Here is a 17836-nt window from a genome sequence, read left to right on the forward strand (position 1 = left end):
ACACTTGATGATAATCGGTTGTTCCCGAGAGGAACGGCCGGTTTTTTTTGCGCATATGTGGGCATACTAAGCAGTAACACATTTGCAACTCTATCCGTTCTCTCTTCCATTGCTAGACGGACGGGTAGTTGGCTGGGAGGCATTATTATGCGCATGACGCTACGCATTATCCGCCTGATCGCCATCATCGTGACGGTCAGCGTATTATCCGGCTTTATTACGATAGCCACGACAGCGGTCGTCGTCGATCGCTATATTCAATCGGCGTTGAACACGTTCCAGATTCCGATAGAGCGGCCTTCTCTCACGCTCGCGACGATGTGGGGAGAGCTGTTCGGAGGCGGAGGCAAGGGGCAGCCGGACGGCAGCAAGCAGACGCCGCAGAGTCCGCAAGCGCCGGCAGCAGGCAAGAAAGGAACCGATCCGCCGAAGGAGGATCCGGGTGACGGAGCGCTGCCTGTGATGGGCGGAATCTCTTCTGCCGAGGCGGCAGAGAGGGAGCGGGTCGTCATCTCCCCGGACGCGCTGTCCCGCAATAAAGAAGAGATACCGGCATCCGATAAGGAGCAGCTATTCGCCACCTTGATGAAGAAGCTGCCCCAGGAGGAGATGCAGCGGCTGTCTGCCTTGATGGAGGACGGCCTGACGGCGGCGGAGCTGACGGAAGCCGAGCAGATTTTGGCGAAGTATTTGAATGATGAAGAATATGGGCAGATGCTCGAATGGTTGAAGGGCAAGCCAGACAAGGCGGAGGAGCTGAACTCATCATCCGAGGCGAATGGCCAAGCGGATGCCCCGGAAGGAACGCCTTAACTCTTCGCTGGCTTAATGCAAGGCCGGCAGCGTGCCAATCATGAATAAAAAACACGGTTACGGCGCATCTTGCATAGCAGGTGCGCCATAGCCGTGTTTTTTCGTTTAAAATCGAAAATCTCCTTAATTTTGCCCATTTTTTTCGTCAGTTGCATTGTTCTTCCGACCTATGTTACAGTATTAAAGGTGGAAAAAAGATGACAAAACTTTAACCATTTGTCGGGGTCCACAGCATGATGCATAGACAGAATGGATACGGATACAGGGAATCGAGCCTTGCTAGTACGTCGCGTACAGGCTTGCATGGCCACCGTTCGATGTCCCGTTGTAATCGGCGCAGAAGTCTTGATATCAGATGTGAAGCAAAAGGAGACTGACATGGAACGTTACGATAGCGATCACCGGAAGGATGAGAAGAATTCGGTCTCAGGCAGCCGGTGGCAACAATGGAAGACAGCGTGGCGTCGGATGATGCCGGAATCCGCCCAACAGTGGATCGCTGTTCACCGGAAGCAACTTGGTCTGACTCTGGGGGGCGCAGCGCTTATCGCTGCATCGATCTGGGGCGGAACCGCTTATGTTCAAGCGAATACGGTAGCGTATTTTCACGTATATAACAATAATGAATGGGTAGGAACGGTCTCCAGTCTGGACGAGCTGGAGTCGTTCTATGCGAAGAAGCAGCAGGAAGAGCAAGGGAAATATCCGAATGCCCATATCCAGCTCGACACGAAGAATATTCGTACAGAGCCGGATACCGGCTTCAAGGCGAAGCCGACGACGGCAGAGACGATTGCCAAGTTGGACAGTACGCTGAAGCCGTATGCGGCTGGCGTCCAGCTCAAGGTGAACGGCAAGAGCATCGGCATCGTGAAGGATGAAGCGACGGCGGAGAAGATTCTTGCCCAGATTAAGTCGAAGTATTCCGGAAAGGCGGGCAAGGGCACATCGGCCAAGGAGGTTAAGGTGCTGTCCGCGCCGGTCCGTTCCGCGAATGCGACGAAGGCGATGTCCCGGGTGGAGTCGGTCGAGTTCCGCGAGCGGATAAGCCTGGACGAGAGCAATACCGATCCGCAGCAGGTGCTGGAGCCGGAGGAGGCGCTCCGGATGCTGACGACCGGCGTCACCAAGCCGGTCCAGTATACCGTGAAGGAGGGAGATACGCTCTCTTCGATCGCCAAAAAGCAGAATGTGCCGCTGGAAACAATCTACCGCAATAATCCGAACGTCGGGGAAGAAGTGTTGAAGCCGGGACAAAAGTTGGATCTGACCGATGCGAAGCCGATGATAACGGTGAAGACCGTAGAAGCGTATAGCGAATATTTGGTGACGGAGCCGCAGCGGATCATCAAGGAGGATCCGGATATGCGCGCAGGCGAATCGAAGGTCGTGCGCAAGGGCAAGCAGGGTCTGAAGCGGATGTCGTACCGACTGACGAAGGATAACGGCAAGCTGACTCATGAAGAGTGGATTGAGCAAGAGGTGATCGAGCCTTCCGTTCCCGAGATAATTTTGCGCGGGACGAAGGTGGTGCGCGGCGAGGGGACAGGCACCTTCGATTGGCCCGTCAACGGGGCTACGCTGACAAGCGGCTTCGGCAGCCGTTGGGGCCGGACGCATAAAGGCATCGATCTCGTATCGTCCGACCGTTCGATCATGGCAGCGGACGAAGGCGTCGTCATTTTTGCCGGACAGAAGAGCGGCTATGGCAATGCCATCATCGTCGACCATAACAACGGCTACAAGACGCTGTACGGCCATCTTAACTCCATTAACGTCGATGTCGGCGATATTGTCGAGAAGGGACAAGATATCGGCGTGATGGGCAATACGGGCAATTCGACGGGCACGCATCTTCATTTTGAGATTCATGTGAACGATGAGGTCCAGAATCCTTTAAAATACTTATAATTGTTTAAACGATACCGAGGCGGGAGAATCACTCCCGCCTCTTTTTGGTGCATCCATGGCAGAGCCGGAACAAAGGCGTATGGCGAAGAATAATTTATTAAATTTGTCCAATCTGGGGTTGACATTCGGGATGGGCCGGCAAATATGGTAATATAGAGGGGCACGGATCGTATGAACTGATTCTATCGATACATGACAAGTTGGAACGAATCATAACAGGGGACATTTTCAAGATAGAGAGAGGTGTGGCTTCATGCACGGCAAAATTCTCGTGGTGGATGATGAGCAGCCGATAGCGGATATTCTCAAATTCAATCTGGAAAAGGAAGGGTACGAGGTCATCTGCGCCTTCGACGGCGGTACGGCGGTCGAGCTCGCGCTGTCGGAGAAGCCGGACCTGATCCTGCTCGATCTGATGCTGCCGGTGAAGGACGGAATGGATGTGTGCCGGGAGATCAGACAGCATCTTCATATGCCGATCATTATGCTGACGGCGAAGGATACGGAGCTGGACAAGGTGCTCGGGCTGGAGATGGGCGCTGACGATTATGTGACGAAGCCGTTCAGCACGCGCGAGATGCTGGCGCGGGTCAAGGCGCATCTGCGGCGGCAGAACAAGGCGTCCGCTCAAGCGGCGGCCGAAGAGCAGGGCACGGATAACGGCGAGAAGCAAGGCATGCGGCTGCATGAGCTGCTGATTGACACCGATATGTATGTCGTGTACAAGAACAAGGAAATGCTCGATCTGACCCACCGGGAGTACGAGCTGCTTCATTATCTGGTTCGAAATGCAGGCAAGGTCATGACCCGGGAGCATCTGCTGCAGGCGGTATGGGGATATGAGTATTTCGGCGATGTCCGTACGGTAGACGTGACGATTCGCCGACTGCGCGAGAAGATCGAGGATGATCCGAGCAAGCCGGAGTACATCATTACGCGGCGGGGCCTCGGTTATATGATGCGCAACCCGCGTAACGGGGGCTTCTAAATGAAGCGGGGGATCGGCCGGTTTTTTCGCACGATTCAAGCGAAGCTGATCATTATTTACGTCTTGCTCATTCTGATCGCGATGCAACTAATCGGTGTATACTTCGTCAGCTCGATGAAGAATTCGTTGACGCTGAACTTTTCCCGTGATCTGCGCAATACGGCGGGGCTGCTGTCTCTTTATACGGGCCAGACATTGAAGGGCGACGAGACGGTAGACAATCCGAATACGATTAAAGAGATCGATCGGTTCGTTCGCAACTTCATCAATATGAACGGCATGGAGATTCAGGTGCTGGATGCGACGGGCCGGGTGTTGACGACCTCCTCGCAGACGAGCACGGAATATGTCGGACGCAAAAATACGGAGCCGGTCGTGAACCGCGCGCTGCAGGGGATCAGCTATAACGAGGAAGTTGTCATCGACGACAAAAACGTGCGCAAGCAGATTGTGGCGCAGCCCGTCTACTCGAACGGGAAGCTGGTCGGCGCCCTGTATATCGTCGCCTCGATGAAGGAGCTGTACGAGACGATCAACGGAATCAACCGCATCTTCTTCTCCGGGATGGCGATCGCGCTCGGCTTGACGGCGGTGCTGGGCATCATTCTCGCCCATACGATTACGCAGCCGATCAAGGAGATAACGAAGCAGGCGACGAAAGTGGCGGAGGGGAACTTCGGTGGCGAAGTCCCGGTGCTCGGCACGGACGAGATCGGACAGCTCAGCGAGGCATTCAACTATATGACGCGGAGGCTGCAGGAAGCGCTCAATGCGAATGAGGAAGAGAAGGAGAAGCTGGCTTCTATTCTGACCAATATGAGCGACGGCGTTATCGCGACGGACGAAGCGGGACAAGTCATTCTCGTCAACCGCCGGGCTTGCCTTATGCTGGGGATTCGGGAGGCGGATGCCTTGGGCCGGTCGATCGCCGGGCTGCTCAGCATTCCCGCTCCGCAGGTCGAGCAGCTCGTCAGCGGGGAGAACAACGGGATGCTGCTCCCGGCGCGTGCAGACGGCGATGCGGCCCAGCCGGGCGGCGATACGGTGCTGCGGGTCTCGTTCACCCCGATTCACCGCCGCGGCGAAGGCATGACCGGCTCGATTGTCGTCCTGCAGGATGTGACCGAGCAGGAGAAGCTGGAGCAATCGCGCCGCGAATTCGTCGCGAATGTGTCGCATGAGCTGCGCACGCCGCTCACGACGATCAAGAGCTATGCGGAAGCGCTGGAGGACGGCGCCCTGGAGGAGAAGGAGCTGTCCGGGCGCTTCGTCGGCGTCATCCGCAATGAGACGGAACGGATGATCCGGCTCGTGACGGATCTGCTTCATCTGTCGCGGCTTGATTCGAAGCAGGCGATTATGCGCAAGCAGCCGACCGATATTGCCGAGATGCTGGAGGATGTGCTGGACCGCTTCTCCTTCCAGTTCCGCAAGAAACGGATTACGGCCAAGGCCTCGGTCGAGGGAACCAATATTCCGGTCGTCATCGACCGCGATCAGATTGATCAACTGCTCGACAATCTCGTGTCGAATGCATTGAAATATACGCCGGATGGCGGCGAGGTTACCTTGTCCGCCCTCTTCCGGGAAGATAAGCCGAGCGTTGAGGTGAACGTTAGCGACAACGGAATCGGCATTCCGCAAAAGGATTTGGAGCGTATTTTCGAACGCTTCTACCGCGTCGACAAGGCGCGATCGAGAAATATGGGAGGAACCGGTCTGGGGTTGTCCATTGCCCGGGAAATTGTGCGGGCGCATGGCGGGGATATCCGAATCGAGTCGGAATGGAATGAAGGCACGAAGGTGACCTTCACCCTTCCGGTATCGGCCGAAGGGAGTGACCCAAGCGTATGATCGAGCGGCTGAAGACGATATTGCTCACCGTGCTTGTGCTGCTTAGTCTCCTTCAGAGCTTCTTCCTGATGTACAGCATGCCGAATTACAATTTCGAGAAGAAGACGTCCAGCGACTATATCAAAACGGAACCGCTCGGACCGGAGGAACGGCTTGAAAACCTCGTCTTTCCGGAACAGATGATTCTTCATCTGGGAGAAGACAAGCATGCGATGCTGTATCCGGGGACAACGTTCTACAATATAATCATGAAGCGCCTGCAGGGGCGGACGTATGACGGCTTCCAATACCGTCCGGTCTCGTCGGTCGAATGGGAACGGGTTCGAAAACAGAACGAAGGGATCGAGCTGAGATTCAACTCGCCGGTTCCGGCGAAGCTGCTGCAGCGGGTATTCCCGCTTGGGGATGACACCACCTTCCTGGAGGAGACAATCAAGCGGATATGGCTGTATGCTAATCCCGAGTCGAACGAGGTGCGGGTCTTCTTCTTCAATGCGAAGGGAGACGCGGTCTATGAATCGACACGGGCCGATCTTACGGTGCAGGATGTTACGCAGCAGGTCGAATTCGGCCGCACCTGGACGCCGTACCGCATGGTTGGCGGTATGTTCTACATGCCCGAGGAGCCGTTGGAGGCAGTGGAGGTGGAGCTGCCGTACGAGCAGATTACGGTGGAGCAGATGCAGCGCAGCCTCTTCTTCGACCCTACTTTGACGAAAAATATCGTCGCCGGTAACTCTGAAATTTATACCGACGCCAAGCGGGGTCTGGAGATCAATCGGGGAGAGCATTGGATTATCTATTCCGATCCGGCGGTGACGACGGAAGGAAAGCAGGATATCGCGGCGGATGCCACATCGGCGGTCCGCTTCATCAACCAGCATGGCGGGTGGAACGGGAAATACCGCTTCACGCTGCCAGGTCCGAACGAGAGACAGGCCGGATTGTACGGCGGCGCGAATGAACGGGGAGTCGTCATGCGGTTCGAGCAGTATTGGGGCTCATACCCGGTCATCAGCACGCCGGAATTCCATTTCGGCTATATGCAGGTGACGATCCAGCAAGGAACGGTCACCAATTACGAGCGTTCGCTCATTCAGCTGTTCAACCGGTCCGCCGAGAAGGAGATACGGAAGCTTCCGGCCGGAGATGCCTTGCTGAGCAAGCTGAAGGCGCTCGGGCGGCTGAATGAGATCGTCAGCGTCGATCCCGTCTACGTGCCGCATTACAGCAAGGAGACGATTCACTTGGTCCCTACGTGGCAGGTGAAGTTCAATGACGGCTCGACGACGCTGCTGGAATAGGGCGAAGTCCGCTCGATGCGGAACCGGGATCATGAAGCGCAAAGGAGGATCGCCATGGATTGGAGTCGGGCCAAAAATATTTTGATATACGCGTTCCTGCTGCTGAATATTGTGCTCGGCTACCAGCTGTGGCAGGATATTCGCGAGCAGCTCCATTCCGATCTAGACTGGACGTCGCTGTCCGAGGAGACGCGCCAGATGATGGACTTGAAGAGAATTCAGGTTACGGCTAAAATACCGGCGGAAACCCCGGCGCTGCGGGAAATTACGTACCGGTTCGTCCGCCGCGATCCGGAACCCGTGCCGCTGGAGAATCCGCAGGACAGCACCATCATTTTCTCGGAGAAGGATCTGGTGCGCGGGCTGCAGGGAGAGATTCCCCATATTGAAATGTATCGCTATGATTCGTTCAGCGGAAGCGTCGATACCTTCCTGCTGCACCAGCGGCTGGCGAACGGGCTGCCGATATTCGAGGTAACGCTTGAGCTGAGCACCCGCAGCCAGAAGATTACGGCCTACCGTCAGCAATATGTGGAATTGATCGAGCCGAAGGTCAATCAGGAGCAGAAAATTTTGTCCGCGTCCAAAGCGCTGCAGAGCGTAATCGACAATGTGCTGGCGCCCGGCTCGGTCGTGAAAGATATCCAGTTGGGCTATCATGGCCAGCTCTTCGATGCAGATACCCAGGTGGCGGCGCCTTCCTGGCGGATTTTGCTCGAAAATGGCGAGGTGTACTACGTCAATGCGATGAATGGAGCGGTGGACAGTTCGCAAGCGGGAAAGAAGGAGAGCGAGAAATGAGTTTACGATTTTCAGTGTTGTCGAGCGGTTCGACGGGGAATGCGACCGTGATCCAAAATGACGGCGCGACGGTGATGATCGACGTCGGTCTGAGCTGCAAGCGGACCGAGCAGCTCCTGGAGGAGCAGGGACTCTCCGGCAAGCAGATCGACGCGATTTTCGTCACGCACGAGCATTCGGATCATATCAAAGGATTGGGCGCGTTTGCGCGGAAATACGATTTGCCCATCTATGCCAACGAGAAAACGTGGGCCGCGCTGGAGAAGCATGTCGGCAATATCGCGGAGGAGAACCGCATCGTCATGCAGACCGGCGAAGCCCGCGACTTCGGCGATCTGCGCGTGGAGTCGTTCGGCATCTCGCATGATGCGGCCGAGCCGGTAGCATACCGTTTTTTCGAGGGGGAGACGAAGCTGTCGGTTGCGACCGACTTGGGTTATATGAGCGATAAGGTCCGTGACGCGATCATCGATTCCGATGTGCTCGTCATGGAGTCGAACCATGATGTCGAGATGCTTCGCGTCGGGCGTTATCCATGGAACATCAAGCGGCGCATTTTGAGCGATCTCGGCCATTTGTCGAACGATGCGGCGGGCGAGGCGCTGTGCGAGGTCGTCACCGGCAACACGCGCCGTACATATTTGGCGCATCTGAGCCTGGATCACAACATGCAGGATTTGGCCCGGATGACGGTGCAGGACGTGATGGAAAGCAAGGGCCATTTTTTCAAAGAGAGCGAGTTCCAGTTGAAAGATACGTATTATGACCGGCCCACGGCATGGGATACGGTCACCGGGAAGTCTCCGGTTCGTCGGTAAGCCATCGATCGACTTCATGCGCTTTGCGCGCGATGTCCTCATCGGTGATGAGCCCTTTCTCGACCAGCAGCTCCATTAAGGTGGACAAGGCGAGCGTAAGGCGGTACTGGTCTTCCTTCAAATCGGCAAGCTGCCCCACAATATTGACGTCCGACCAAGCGGAAGAGGCTGTTTTCATGTGCATTTCCTCCTTCATAAGGAAATAGGATGGTAAAGAGTTACAATGCCGTCTCTTTTCTCTCAACGAGAACGATGTATGATAGAATATGTACGAGGAAACGAAATGATGACATGCCTGACGCATGAACTGTCCGCTGCAGGCATCTCATATATAGTGTTGACCGTTTGAAAGCCTGGCATTCCTGTGTAATGGGCAGTAGGATGCATAGAGTCGGAGCAGCAGCCGAACGTGGCGAGAGCCCGGGTTGAGGGGAGTGGGTTCGGATGAGCTTGTTTGAGGATGATTTTTTCTCACCGAAGGTGAGACGGCGGATCGAGCGCAGATGGTACCGGCGTACCAAGGCTCCCCGTGAAGGCTGGAAGCGCATTAGACGGTCAGGAAGCGGCAAGTGGTCGACGGTGCAGGTCGCCGTCGTCAGCTCGATTATCAGCGCGTTCGTCGCCGTCATCCTGTACAGCTGGATTACCGGATCCGGAGAGGCCGGCTCTCCCGCCGTGGCCGTGGCGGGCAATGCGATGGCGAGCGATCCTTACGAGCGGATCGTCCAGGCTGCGGACAAGGTCAGTCCGGCCGTCGTCAGCATGGTCAACAAGCAGAAGCAGATTGGCGATGAAGACGGCGTGGCGCAGGATATGAATCTCGGCTCCGGGGTCATTTTCAAGAAGGATGGGGGCAAGGCGTATGTGCTGACGAACGAGCATGTCGTTCAAGGCGCGGACGAATTGGAGGTCGTGCTGGACAACGGACAGCGGAAGAACGCCGAGCTCGTCGGCAAGGACCGCGTCATGGACGTCGCGGTACTCCGAATTGACGCCGCCGGCGTGACGGCGGTAGCCGAGATTGGCGATTCCCGCACGATTCGGCGCGGGGAGACGGTCATTGCCCTCGGCAATCCGCTCGGCTTCGGCGGGTCGCTGACGGCCGGGATCGTCGGGTATACGAACCGGCTGATTCCGGTGTCGCTGAACCAGGACGGGGTATACGACTGGGAGCAGACGGTCATTCAGACCGATGCCGCGATCAATGAGGGCAACAGCGGCGGGGCGCTGGTCAATCTTGACGGCCAAGTGATCGGCATCAATACGATGAAGATCGCGACCACGGGCGTGGAAGGATTGGGCTTCGCGATTCCGATCAATGAAGTGATGGAGACGGTCGATCGGATTATGGAGGACGGCAAGGTCGTGCGGCCGTACCTCGGCGTCTATACGCTCGATGTGAACAATCCGTACGCGCCGATTACCGAGGAACAGCGCGATGACATTCGTCTTCCGAAGGACGTGAGAGAGGGCGTCATCGTCCTGGAGTCATCAGGCCCCGCCAAGCGGGCCGGCTTGAAGCTGAACGACGTTATCGTCCGGTTCGATAAGCAGGAGATCGGCTCGACTCTGGAGCTGCGCAAATATTTGTATGAGAAGAAGCATATCGGCGATAGCATGGACGTTCATTTCTACCGCGACGGCGTGCTTATGACGGTAAAGGTGATATTGGCGGATAAGCCGGACTAATCAGGACACAATGACAAGAGAACGGTGCATGTCCGCGGCGATTTGAATTCGTTGGGGGCGCAAACGGAACCGGAGCAATGACTTTTCCAATACTGACAGCAGGTTAGGCAAGAAAGAGGGAACATGCATGTATGTCGTCTGTAAAGAACACGTAGAATTGGCAATCGATAAATTCGTAGATGAGTATGAGGATGCTCCCGATCTGGTCGATTTGGACGAGGTCGAATTCAGCGATTGGGAGAAGCCGGTCAAATGCTGCATGAATTGCGATCAGGAGGCCAAATTTCTTATCGTGTGAAGGACAGGAGAAGAATATCGTGCGCAGCACGGAAGAGCAAGGGCGCTGAACCGGGAGGTCGGCGGCCCTTGTTTTTTTGTGAGCATCGCTGTGGATAAACGAGATAAGTGAACCGGAGGAAGGTTGTCCACATGTGGATAATGCTACCGGAAAGGGCAAATGCGGTTATCCACAACACGGCAGAATGCGGATGATGCTGCTTGCGGGTTGCCCCGGATGGTTAAGTGGATAAGGGAAATATGCGGGGACATGCCGTAAGTTCGAGAGCGGACGAGGGATGTTTGTCTGTGCTTATGGCCATTATCCCCATAGTTCAGACTTACATCAAAAAGGGGTTTGGATTGCCCAAGGGAGAGAATGGTCTGTACGCTCGGATAGACAAGTTGTGAAGGTGAAGCGAAGGACGCGAAACTGGAAGGGGAATGGGTAGCAGCCCTTTTGTTCAGTCTCCCATTGGTTCAGGGTCATACTTACTAACTCTGATTTAGAGGATATGAAAGCTGGCGGACCGGATCTGAGCGGGTGGGATAGTCCCGTCAGAGTCAAGATGCCGATGAAAAGAGAGGTTAAGAGAAAAACAAAGGAGAGTTGTTCCGAGAAGTGGCGGTATGGACCCCTGAGGCGATGGGACAGGCAAGGCGGGCAGGGTGGGAACGGGCCACGCGCCAAAAAGCAGCAACCGGAGGCATGTCTCCGGTTGCTTGCATTTGCTTCGCTTATATGGCGGGAGCACTGCCGGTGCGAGGCCGGCGGAAACGGCCCTTGCGGTTCGGGCGGTCCTCCCGGAACATGAAGAAGTAGCATATCGCCGAGGTCACGTAGAGGACGCCGGTGATGGAGAAGGTCATCGCGTAGCCCCAATAGTAGCCGTACGAGGTCACGAGGTACGACTGGACGGAGCCCATGCTGGCCCACCCGAGCATGAACGCGGTCTGGGTAAGAGAGTTACCGATACCACGTCTCGAATCCGAGATACGGTCGACCATGATGGCGGATTGAATCGGATTGGCCGCGTTCATGAGCGCCTGCCGGAACAGGAAGCTGATGGAGGCGATAAGCAGCAGGTTCGTGAATCCGGTCAGCAGCAGAAACGGCAAGGACATCATCTGAAATAAGACGACGGCGCGCACTTGTCCGACGCGGTTGACCAAGGTCGGGCCGATGAGCATCGAGACGATGGTCATCACCTGGCCGAGCGATCAGCAATCCGACGGCGGTCAGCGAGACGGAGAACCGGTTCGTGAAATACAGGTTCAAGTACGGCACGACCAAGCCGGAGCCGAGGCCGACGAGAAGCTGGCAGAACGTCAGCCGGCGGATGACCTTCCATTCCCGCTGCTTGGCTGCGGCGGGCGCCGATTCGGACGCCAGCGAAGGCGACGGGACGGGAGCGGGCTCCGGCTTCTGAGCGGCCCGCTTGCTCTCCTTCACCAGCAGCAGCGGCAGGAAGGCCGCGAAGCTGGCAGCGCCGCCGATGAGCAGCACCGACTGAAGGCTGATGATCTTGCTCCAGCCGAACGCCTGCAGGACGTCGGCCAGATAGCCGCCGCCCATGCTCCCCAGCACCTGCGCGGCCAGCACCATCGAGGAATGGTAGCTGAATAGCTTCAGGCGCTGCTCCTTCGGCGTATTTTCCGCCAGGAAAGGAATCGCGATCACCTGGAAAAAGGCCGCGAATATCCCGGTAAATACGGCCAGCACCTGCAGGCTCAGCGGCGCTTCGGCGAAGGCGCGCAGCATGAAGCTGATGCCGGTCACCAGCGAGCCGGCAATCAGAATCCGCTTGCGGCTGGAGCGGTCGCCAAGCAGTCCGATCGGGATGAACAGGATCGCCGTCGCCAAGGACTGCACGCTGATAATAGTCCCGTTCATCTGATCGCTATAACCAAGCGATTGGATATATAGATTATATAGAACGGAGAACATGCCGGTTCCGATCTGGTAGAGAAGGTTGGCAATAAAAAACAGCTGGATATTGCGGTTCCAGCTACGTATCTCGGTCGTTGCATGATGAAAAAAGCGCATTCGTGTCACGCCCCCATTTTTCTTGCTGCCTCTCTCATTGTATCAGGGGGGAATGCGGGAATAAAGAGGCCTTGTCGGGAAAGGCCTCACGATAGGATGGAAATTACAGGTCAATGGATCAGCTTGCTCTCCTTCGCTTTGCGCACCAGCCCCGCGCTCGCCTTGTTGATCGGGCTTTTGAGGACGAGGCCGATAAGGAGGAAGAGGCCCGCGACGACGGCCAGCACGATGATGTCGCGCCGCACGATATCCCACAGAATGCCGCCGACCGCTTCCCGCATCATGCTGATCGCATAGGTGAACGGCAGGAATGGATGAATCGCCTGGAAAAAAGGCGGCGTCGTCTGAATCGGAAAGGTGCCACCGGAGCCGGCCAACTGCAGGACGAGCAGCACGATGGCGAGCGCCTTTCCTACGTTGCCGAACACCGAGACCAGGGTGTAGACGGCAAGCATGAAGACGGCGCTGATGATGAGGCCGAAGACGATGAACCAGCCCGGATGCAGCACATAGGTCTTCAGCAGATATATATCGCCGGTTGTCACGAACAGCGACTGGAGCAGCGCGATGGTCAGGAAGGTGAAGTATCGGCCGAAATAGATTTGCACATTCGTGTAAGGCTTGCCCTCTTCATGCACCTCCACCGTCAGCAGCGAGACGAGCAGCAGCGCTCCGACCCAGAGGGACAGCGTCGTGAAGAACGGAGACATGGCCGATCCGTAGTTCGGAATCGGGAACAGCTTGTTCTCCTTCAGGATGACCGGCTCGGCGAAGAATTCGCTCTCCTTCTCGAAGTTGTTCTTCAGCAGATCGATAATTTCGGTAATTGTAGCGGCGCATTTTTTTTGGCAATGTTTATCAAGATATTTGGCAAAATTGCGCCGTTATAGAAGTGAGGTTCTCACCCTTTCGTCTCAATGATTTCTTGACATTCTTCAGCCGAAATGTACTTAGGAACATACGACTGAAGCTTATCTTCATCAGCAAAACCTTTTCGCCAGCAGTCCATAAGAAATGCGAAAAATAGGCTCTTCATTATGCATTACCCCCTTCGTCCATCATACCCATCACAGCCAACTGCAACGCGTCAAGCTGCCTCCGAAGCTCTTCGTTCTCCGCCTGTAGCTTTTCAATCGGGCCGGGCTCACGTGGTCTATTGCGTTCTGCTTCATAAGCTGCCTCGTACTCTTCTTCCGTAATAAGATGGATGTCCTCGTGTTCCGGGATTTCTTCCCTTGACTGCTCTGTTATGACATAAAAGTCATATGATTCTGAAGGATATACCAGTGTGCCCGGGACAAACTTGTTCGTGTCCAAACCCTTGTAATCATAGTTACCGCCTCTCGGCCCTATAACATTTGTTAATTTTAATCCAATCATGTTAATCCTCCTTATCGATATGCGTGTGCTCCAAGAAATTGAATAACGCCTGAGTCTGATGTGCTTTTGTCTGTCATTTCGTAACTAAAGGACAGGTTGTTTCTCGTAATAATAGTATGCTTGCGAGCTATCGGCGAATAACTTTGTCGTGCTACATACAGTTTTGTCTTGCTTAAAAAAACAGCTTCCTCGGCGCTGACACTTCCGGAAGGCATTGTGAAATAAGGTACTGCTGCATGGTTTAAAATTCTTACAGGGTCTCTATCTCTATAACCTCTATCAACAATGAACGTGTTAGAGCCGTCACGAGTGACTGCGATTACTTCGTAGTCGGGAGCAGAAGAATCCACATTGTTTTTTGATATGAGTTTTCCCGCATGGTCATACAGTTCATATGTTTTTGAAGAGCCACTCAACACGATAAGTACAACATTATCGCCTACCACCAAACTACTCGCCGCAAACTCCCGTGGAGCGCCCAGATGTACTGCCCTCACAACAGTTCCGTTTGGCGACACCTCATGTAGCTCCGATTGGTATTTTACCGGGGAACCTGATGTTGTTTCTTTGACTAGTACAAAATTATTATCCTTGTTGATAAACATGCCTTTCCCAACATAGTTTCCCAGCATGTCAAAGAACGTGCTTGTTAGGGCGAGGTTGCCCTTCGCTTGTGGAATACCACTAATTGCAGCAGCCAATTGGTCAAACGTACTATTCGCGGAGACTGGCCCGCCACCTTTGTCGTTGATGACCCCCGCGACTTTCCCTTTCCCATCAACGACAGATTGCTTTACCGAATCGAGCTCCGTTATGATATTGCGCGATTGGACGGTCAGTGCACCGTTAACAGTGAGCCCGCCCGTGATAGTGCCACCCGAGCGCGGCAGACTTGCGCTTTTGGCGTTCGATTCAGCTTGGTTTGCTTTTGCCTGTGCCCCTTCAGTCGTTTCCTTTGCATTCCAAGCCGTCCGCTCGGCAGCCGTAATATGCCGGACTTGATCCTCAGTATGAGCTTCGATGGCTCCTTGTGCATTGACAGCTGCTTGCATCGCCTCGTTTACGGCCTTCGGCGTGGCTGCCTTCGTCTCGTCGGTGCTGTCCGTTGCATTTGATAGCTGGGTGATGCCCGCCTGGGTCAGGGAAGCAGCCGGAACCTTCACATCATCAATCCGCTGGCTGAGCTGGTATATCCCTTCCTCAATGTTATTTAGGTTTCGGGCTGATATCGGCGTGCCTTCCTGGATGACTTCGCCAGTCGGTGCAACGATATGGTCACGCCATTCGGTGCGGTTATATGCCAAGCCCCTCGACCTCCATTTCAATCAATCTATATTTGAATGCTACATACAAGCCCTTACTCGCTGGCTTGATGAATTCTCTTTCAGCCCGGGCAACAATATCGCCGTCATGGTCTATCAATTCAACGTTTCCAATTTGACCCGCGACACTGTCATCGAAATAGATGTACACTCGAACTGTATCTCCCTCGGCAGTAAGCTTCATGAAGTCAATCCGTTTCGTCTCGCCTGAGTTTTGATATGCTGCATGAGAGAGAGAATCGGCGAATCTTTGTAATTGCTTTTGAAGTCCGATTTCTGTAAAAGTCTTCACGACGTCGTCACCTCGTTAGCAGGTGGCCATGTGCCACATTTGATTGTGTTGCAGGGAGGAGTATGGATCAAGTAACCAACCCCTGTCGGCCACGTCCCGCATTTGATGGTATTACAGAGCGGCAGCCCTACAGAGCCGAAGCTGAAGGTAGATTGTATCACTACAGTCGATCCGGCCCCTTCTTCGATGCCGTAACTAGGCTTTGAACGAGCTGGCTTTACCTTCATCACTTCTGCATCAATGACGGCGATGTCATTAATTCCGCTCGGTGCCGAGCTGCCCAGGTAGACAATAAATTCGGCCCAACGCTCCGGGTCATGGATATAATAGGGCTCGATATATGAATGCTCATATCCAAGCGCCCGAAGCGCGGTAAGTATGCCTTCCTTGGTTCCGGCTTGTTCCGCTATAAGGTTCTTCATCATCAACCGTAAACGATACGCCTCAACGTCTTCGCCCTTTAATCGTGGCATGTCCCGATCCCGACCGTGTTCGAGTAGCATCGTCTCGCTTGCAGAGATGATCATCGATTCCTCGCGGACGCGGAAGATGTCTTCCTTCGTCTGGTCAAACAATTTGCCAATTACCTTGAGAAAGATATAGAACTGATTATCCTTCTTGGCAATTTTTTTTAATGGGCCATATAGGAGATAAAACATGTAATCACTGAATTTTTGAAACATGTAGTTACCCCCTCATCAGCCTAACGGTGACCTCACCGAGAACAATCACCTTGGAGTTGTCCAAGACAACGTCTTGCGGCGGATTATTGACCTTTACGTTCCTGACGTCGAGTTCCTTCCGAATCGCGAAAATGATGTCTGAATGATTCAATTCATTCAGGCTGCGACCTTTTTTGATTCGGAGGAGCTCTGTCAGAATGGCCTTGGCGCGCTCTTCTATGCCTGCATCGGATGCATCCGATGCTATCCAAATGGTTATATCAATGTCCTGTGTCACCGTATCCGATGCCTTAACCAGGAGGTTGTCGTCCGGGCCTTTTATCTTCTCGGCCTCCTCTCGGACTTTTTGAAGGAGGCCTTCTGATGGTGTGCCCGCCGTTCCCGTGACAATGATGTCAATCGTGCCCTGGCCGCGAGGGTGAAGGTCATCGACGCGTACATATAGCACGCCGGGGATAGCTTCGCATACGTTTTTGTACTTGGCAGCTATCGGCAACGTGGAGAGCTCCGCCCAGGAATTCAATGTTCGTGCCCGTAGGCTCTCTATATCTTCGAGGTCGCTGCCTTCACGGGTAATCCAATCTACATCATTTGTAATCTCGTCTATGCTCTCGATGTGGGTCAATGACCGCCGGATTTGACCGGGCGGAACGTTGTATGTTGATCCTGCCTTTTCGGCCTCTACTGCCACACGATGGGATAGGGCATCCGCTGGCATTGTGCTATTTTCCAGGGCGATGAACCGGAGTTCCTCGCCGAGCATATCCGGTTCCGTCCGGAAAACGTCTCCTTTGGCAATCTTGACTGCTTTTCCTGCCGCCTTGCGCTTCAACGTCACGAATCCCCGTGTTTTTACGGGCTGTTTTCTCCGCTTGGAGAAGTCCGCTGCTTTCAGCTCCAACCAACCGGATTCGGCATGCGCAACAAACTGGTTGTTCAACACCTTTCGCAAAAGAAGAACCAAGTCAATCCGTACTTGAATGGCAATCATCATCAGCGTATAGAATACGCCGCCCGTGAATAGATTCGTTATGACGAAGCCTTCTTGTTCAAGCTCTTCCCGCAGCTTGTTTTTTGTCTCTTCCCGGTCGGGGATGGGGAGCAGTTGATCCAACACCTTATCATCAATCAACGAGTACCACCTCAACTTTCACTCTGTCCAGGTCGACATCAAGCTCATACAAGCGTTCGTCGCCTCGAAACCTGAAGGAAGCATGAACGGTAATGGCATCCCCCCTGAACGCTGTAATGACCTGAATTGTGTCCGCGTCAATCTCGATCCGGCGCTCCAGCTTTTCCTTCACGCGTTGCTCGATTTCCAGCCTCGTGAGCTCATCATCCTGCGACTGGATAAACTCCAGCAATGACCACCCCCAGGACTCGTCATAGAAAAGCTCGCCTTCCTGGGTCAACGCTTCCAATCGGATATCTTGGAATAAACAATCATAGTCAGTGACGAGCAAGGCCTCGCCGTTTGCGGCTGCCGCTGGCTGCCAGTTGGCATCCAGACGGATGTCTGAATCGTGAAGGCCTGCCATTACTCCACCGCCGCCTTGCCAATGATATGGGCATCCACTTGTCCGTAGAGAAGAAGCACGGCCACAATATCACCTAGATCGAATTCTTGTCAGACTTGACATTCGGGATCTCCGGAAACC

Annotated in this window: 16 protein-coding genes and 2 pseudogenes; 9 read left to right on the plus strand and 9 right to left on the minus strand. The window is 54.5% G+C overall.

The genetic code is table 11. The features are described from left to right. The first annotated feature begins 147 nt into the window (after nucleotides 1-147). The 7 genes from OCY70_RS24720 to OCY70_RS24750 all read left to right on the plus strand — a co-directional run bounded on the left by OCY70_RS24720 (nucleotide 148) and on the right by OCY70_RS24750 (nucleotide 8489). Nucleotides 148-813, plus strand: coding sequence for a spore coat protein (locus OCY70_RS24720; protein ID WP_213429276.1), 666 nt, complete (start codon nucleotides 148-150; stop codon nucleotides 811-813). 378 nt (nucleotides 814-1191) lie between these two features. Further along, the gene (locus OCY70_RS24725; protein ID WP_213429277.1) at nucleotides 1192-2724 is read left to right on the plus strand and encodes a peptidoglycan DD-metalloendopeptidase family protein; all 1533 of its coding nucleotides are present in this window, start codon (nucleotides 1192-1194) and stop codon (nucleotides 2722-2724) included. Between the two features lie 253 nt (nucleotides 2725-2977). Continuing rightward, the gene (gene yycF / locus OCY70_RS24730) at nucleotides 2978-3712 is read left to right on the plus strand and encodes a response regulator YycF (RefSeq protein ID WP_213429278.1); all 735 of its coding nucleotides are present in this window, start codon (nucleotides 2978-2980) and stop codon (nucleotides 3710-3712) included. After that, nucleotides 3713-5566, plus strand: coding sequence for a cell wall metabolism sensor histidine kinase WalK (gene walK / locus OCY70_RS24735; RefSeq protein ID WP_213429279.1), 1854 nt, complete (start codon nucleotides 3713-3715; stop codon nucleotides 5564-5566). Continuing rightward, nucleotides 5563-6870: a YycH family regulatory protein gene (locus OCY70_RS24740; RefSeq protein ID WP_213429280.1), complete on the plus strand. Its 1308-nt coding sequence runs from the start codon at nucleotides 5563-5565 to the stop codon at nucleotides 6868-6870. The genes walK and OCY70_RS24740 overlap by 4 nt, the downstream gene beginning before the upstream one ends. A 54-nt stretch (nucleotides 6871-6924) precedes the next feature. Continuing rightward, nucleotides 6925-7671, plus strand: a complete 747-nt coding sequence (gene yycI / locus OCY70_RS24745; protein WP_213429281.1) for a two-component system regulatory protein YycI — start codon at nucleotides 6925-6927, stop codon at nucleotides 7669-7671. After that, a complete protein-coding gene (locus tag OCY70_RS24750) occupies nucleotides 7668-8489 on the plus strand; it encodes an MBL fold metallo-hydrolase (protein WP_213429282.1) in 822 nt (273 codons plus the stop codon). Before yycI ends, OCY70_RS24750 begins: the two co-directional genes overlap by 4 nt. On the opposite strand, the gene OCY70_RS24755 is transcribed toward OCY70_RS24750, so the two are convergent. Further along, nucleotides 8461-8667 carry a hypothetical protein gene (locus OCY70_RS24755; protein WP_006678707.1) on the minus strand — a complete coding sequence of 69 codons (207 nt, stop codon included), beginning with the start codon at nucleotides 8665-8667 and terminating at the stop codon, nucleotides 8461-8463. The two genes, OCY70_RS24750 and OCY70_RS24755, sit on opposite strands and share 29 nt — an antisense overlap. Nucleotides 8668-8933: 266 nt before the next feature. Between OCY70_RS24755 and OCY70_RS24760 the strand changes: the two genes are divergently transcribed. Together OCY70_RS24760 and OCY70_RS24765 are read left to right on the plus strand one after the other, a co-directional pair. Then, on the plus strand, nucleotides 8934-10178 hold the full coding sequence (locus OCY70_RS24760) for a S1C family serine protease (RefSeq protein ID WP_213429283.1): 1245 nt from the start codon (nucleotides 8934-8936) through the stop codon (nucleotides 10176-10178). Between the two features lie 127 nt (nucleotides 10179-10305). Further along, complete coding sequence (locus tag OCY70_RS24765; RefSeq protein ID WP_006678705.1) at nucleotides 10306-10476, plus strand: CxxH/CxxC protein; 171 nt, start codon at nucleotides 10306-10308, stop codon at nucleotides 10474-10476. Nucleotides 10477-11192: 716 nt separating this feature from the next. Here the strand turns inward: OCY70_RS24765 and OCY70_RS24770 are convergent. The 8 genes and pseudogenes from OCY70_RS24770 to OCY70_RS24805 all read right to left on the minus strand — a co-directional run bounded on the left by OCY70_RS24770 (nucleotide 11193) and on the right by OCY70_RS24805 (nucleotide 17716). Beyond that, nucleotides 11193-12501, minus strand: a pseudogene (locus OCY70_RS24770) (MFS transporter). 110 nt (nucleotides 12502-12611) lie between these two features. Beyond that, nucleotides 12612-13328 (minus strand): annotated as a pseudogene (locus OCY70_RS24775) (YhgE/Pip family protein); the annotation flags it as partial. A 208-nt stretch (nucleotides 13329-13536) separates the two neighbouring features. After that, the gene (locus tag OCY70_RS24780; protein WP_213431383.1) at nucleotides 13537-13881 is read right to left on the minus strand and encodes a hypothetical protein; all 345 of its coding nucleotides are present in this window, start codon (nucleotides 13879-13881) and stop codon (nucleotides 13537-13539) included. 11 nt (nucleotides 13882-13892) lie between these two features. Next, nucleotides 13893-15185 carry a phage tail protein gene (locus OCY70_RS24785; RefSeq protein ID WP_213431382.1) on the minus strand — a complete coding sequence of 431 codons (1293 nt, stop codon included), beginning with the start codon at nucleotides 15183-15185 and terminating at the stop codon, nucleotides 13893-13895. After that, the gene (locus tag OCY70_RS24790; protein WP_213431381.1) at nucleotides 15175-15495 is read right to left on the minus strand and encodes a hypothetical protein; all 321 of its coding nucleotides are present in this window, start codon (nucleotides 15493-15495) and stop codon (nucleotides 15175-15177) included. The genes OCY70_RS24785 and OCY70_RS24790 overlap by 11 nt, the downstream gene beginning before the upstream one ends. After that, the gene (locus tag OCY70_RS24795) at nucleotides 15492-16178 is read right to left on the minus strand and encodes a hypothetical protein (protein ID WP_213431380.1); all 687 of its coding nucleotides are present in this window, start codon (nucleotides 16176-16178) and stop codon (nucleotides 15492-15494) included. The genes OCY70_RS24790 and OCY70_RS24795 overlap by 4 nt, the downstream gene beginning before the upstream one ends. Nucleotides 16179-16182: 4 nt before the next feature. Next, the gene (locus tag OCY70_RS24800; protein WP_261944656.1) at nucleotides 16183-17310 is read right to left on the minus strand and encodes a baseplate J/gp47 family protein; all 1128 of its coding nucleotides are present in this window, start codon (nucleotides 17308-17310) and stop codon (nucleotides 16183-16185) included. Continuing rightward, nucleotides 17303-17716 (minus strand): DUF2634 domain-containing protein, encoded by a 414-nt coding sequence (locus tag OCY70_RS24805; RefSeq protein WP_213430853.1) that lies wholly within the window; start codon nucleotides 17714-17716, stop codon nucleotides 17303-17305. The genes OCY70_RS24800 and OCY70_RS24805 overlap by 8 nt, the downstream gene beginning before the upstream one ends. Nucleotides 17717-17836 lie beyond the last annotated feature (120 nt).

The sequence above is a fragment of the Paenibacillus melissococcoides genome (assembly GCA_944800085.1).
Lineage (GTDB): Bacteria > Bacillota > Bacilli > Paenibacillales > Paenibacillaceae > Paenibacillus_B > Paenibacillus_B melissococcoides.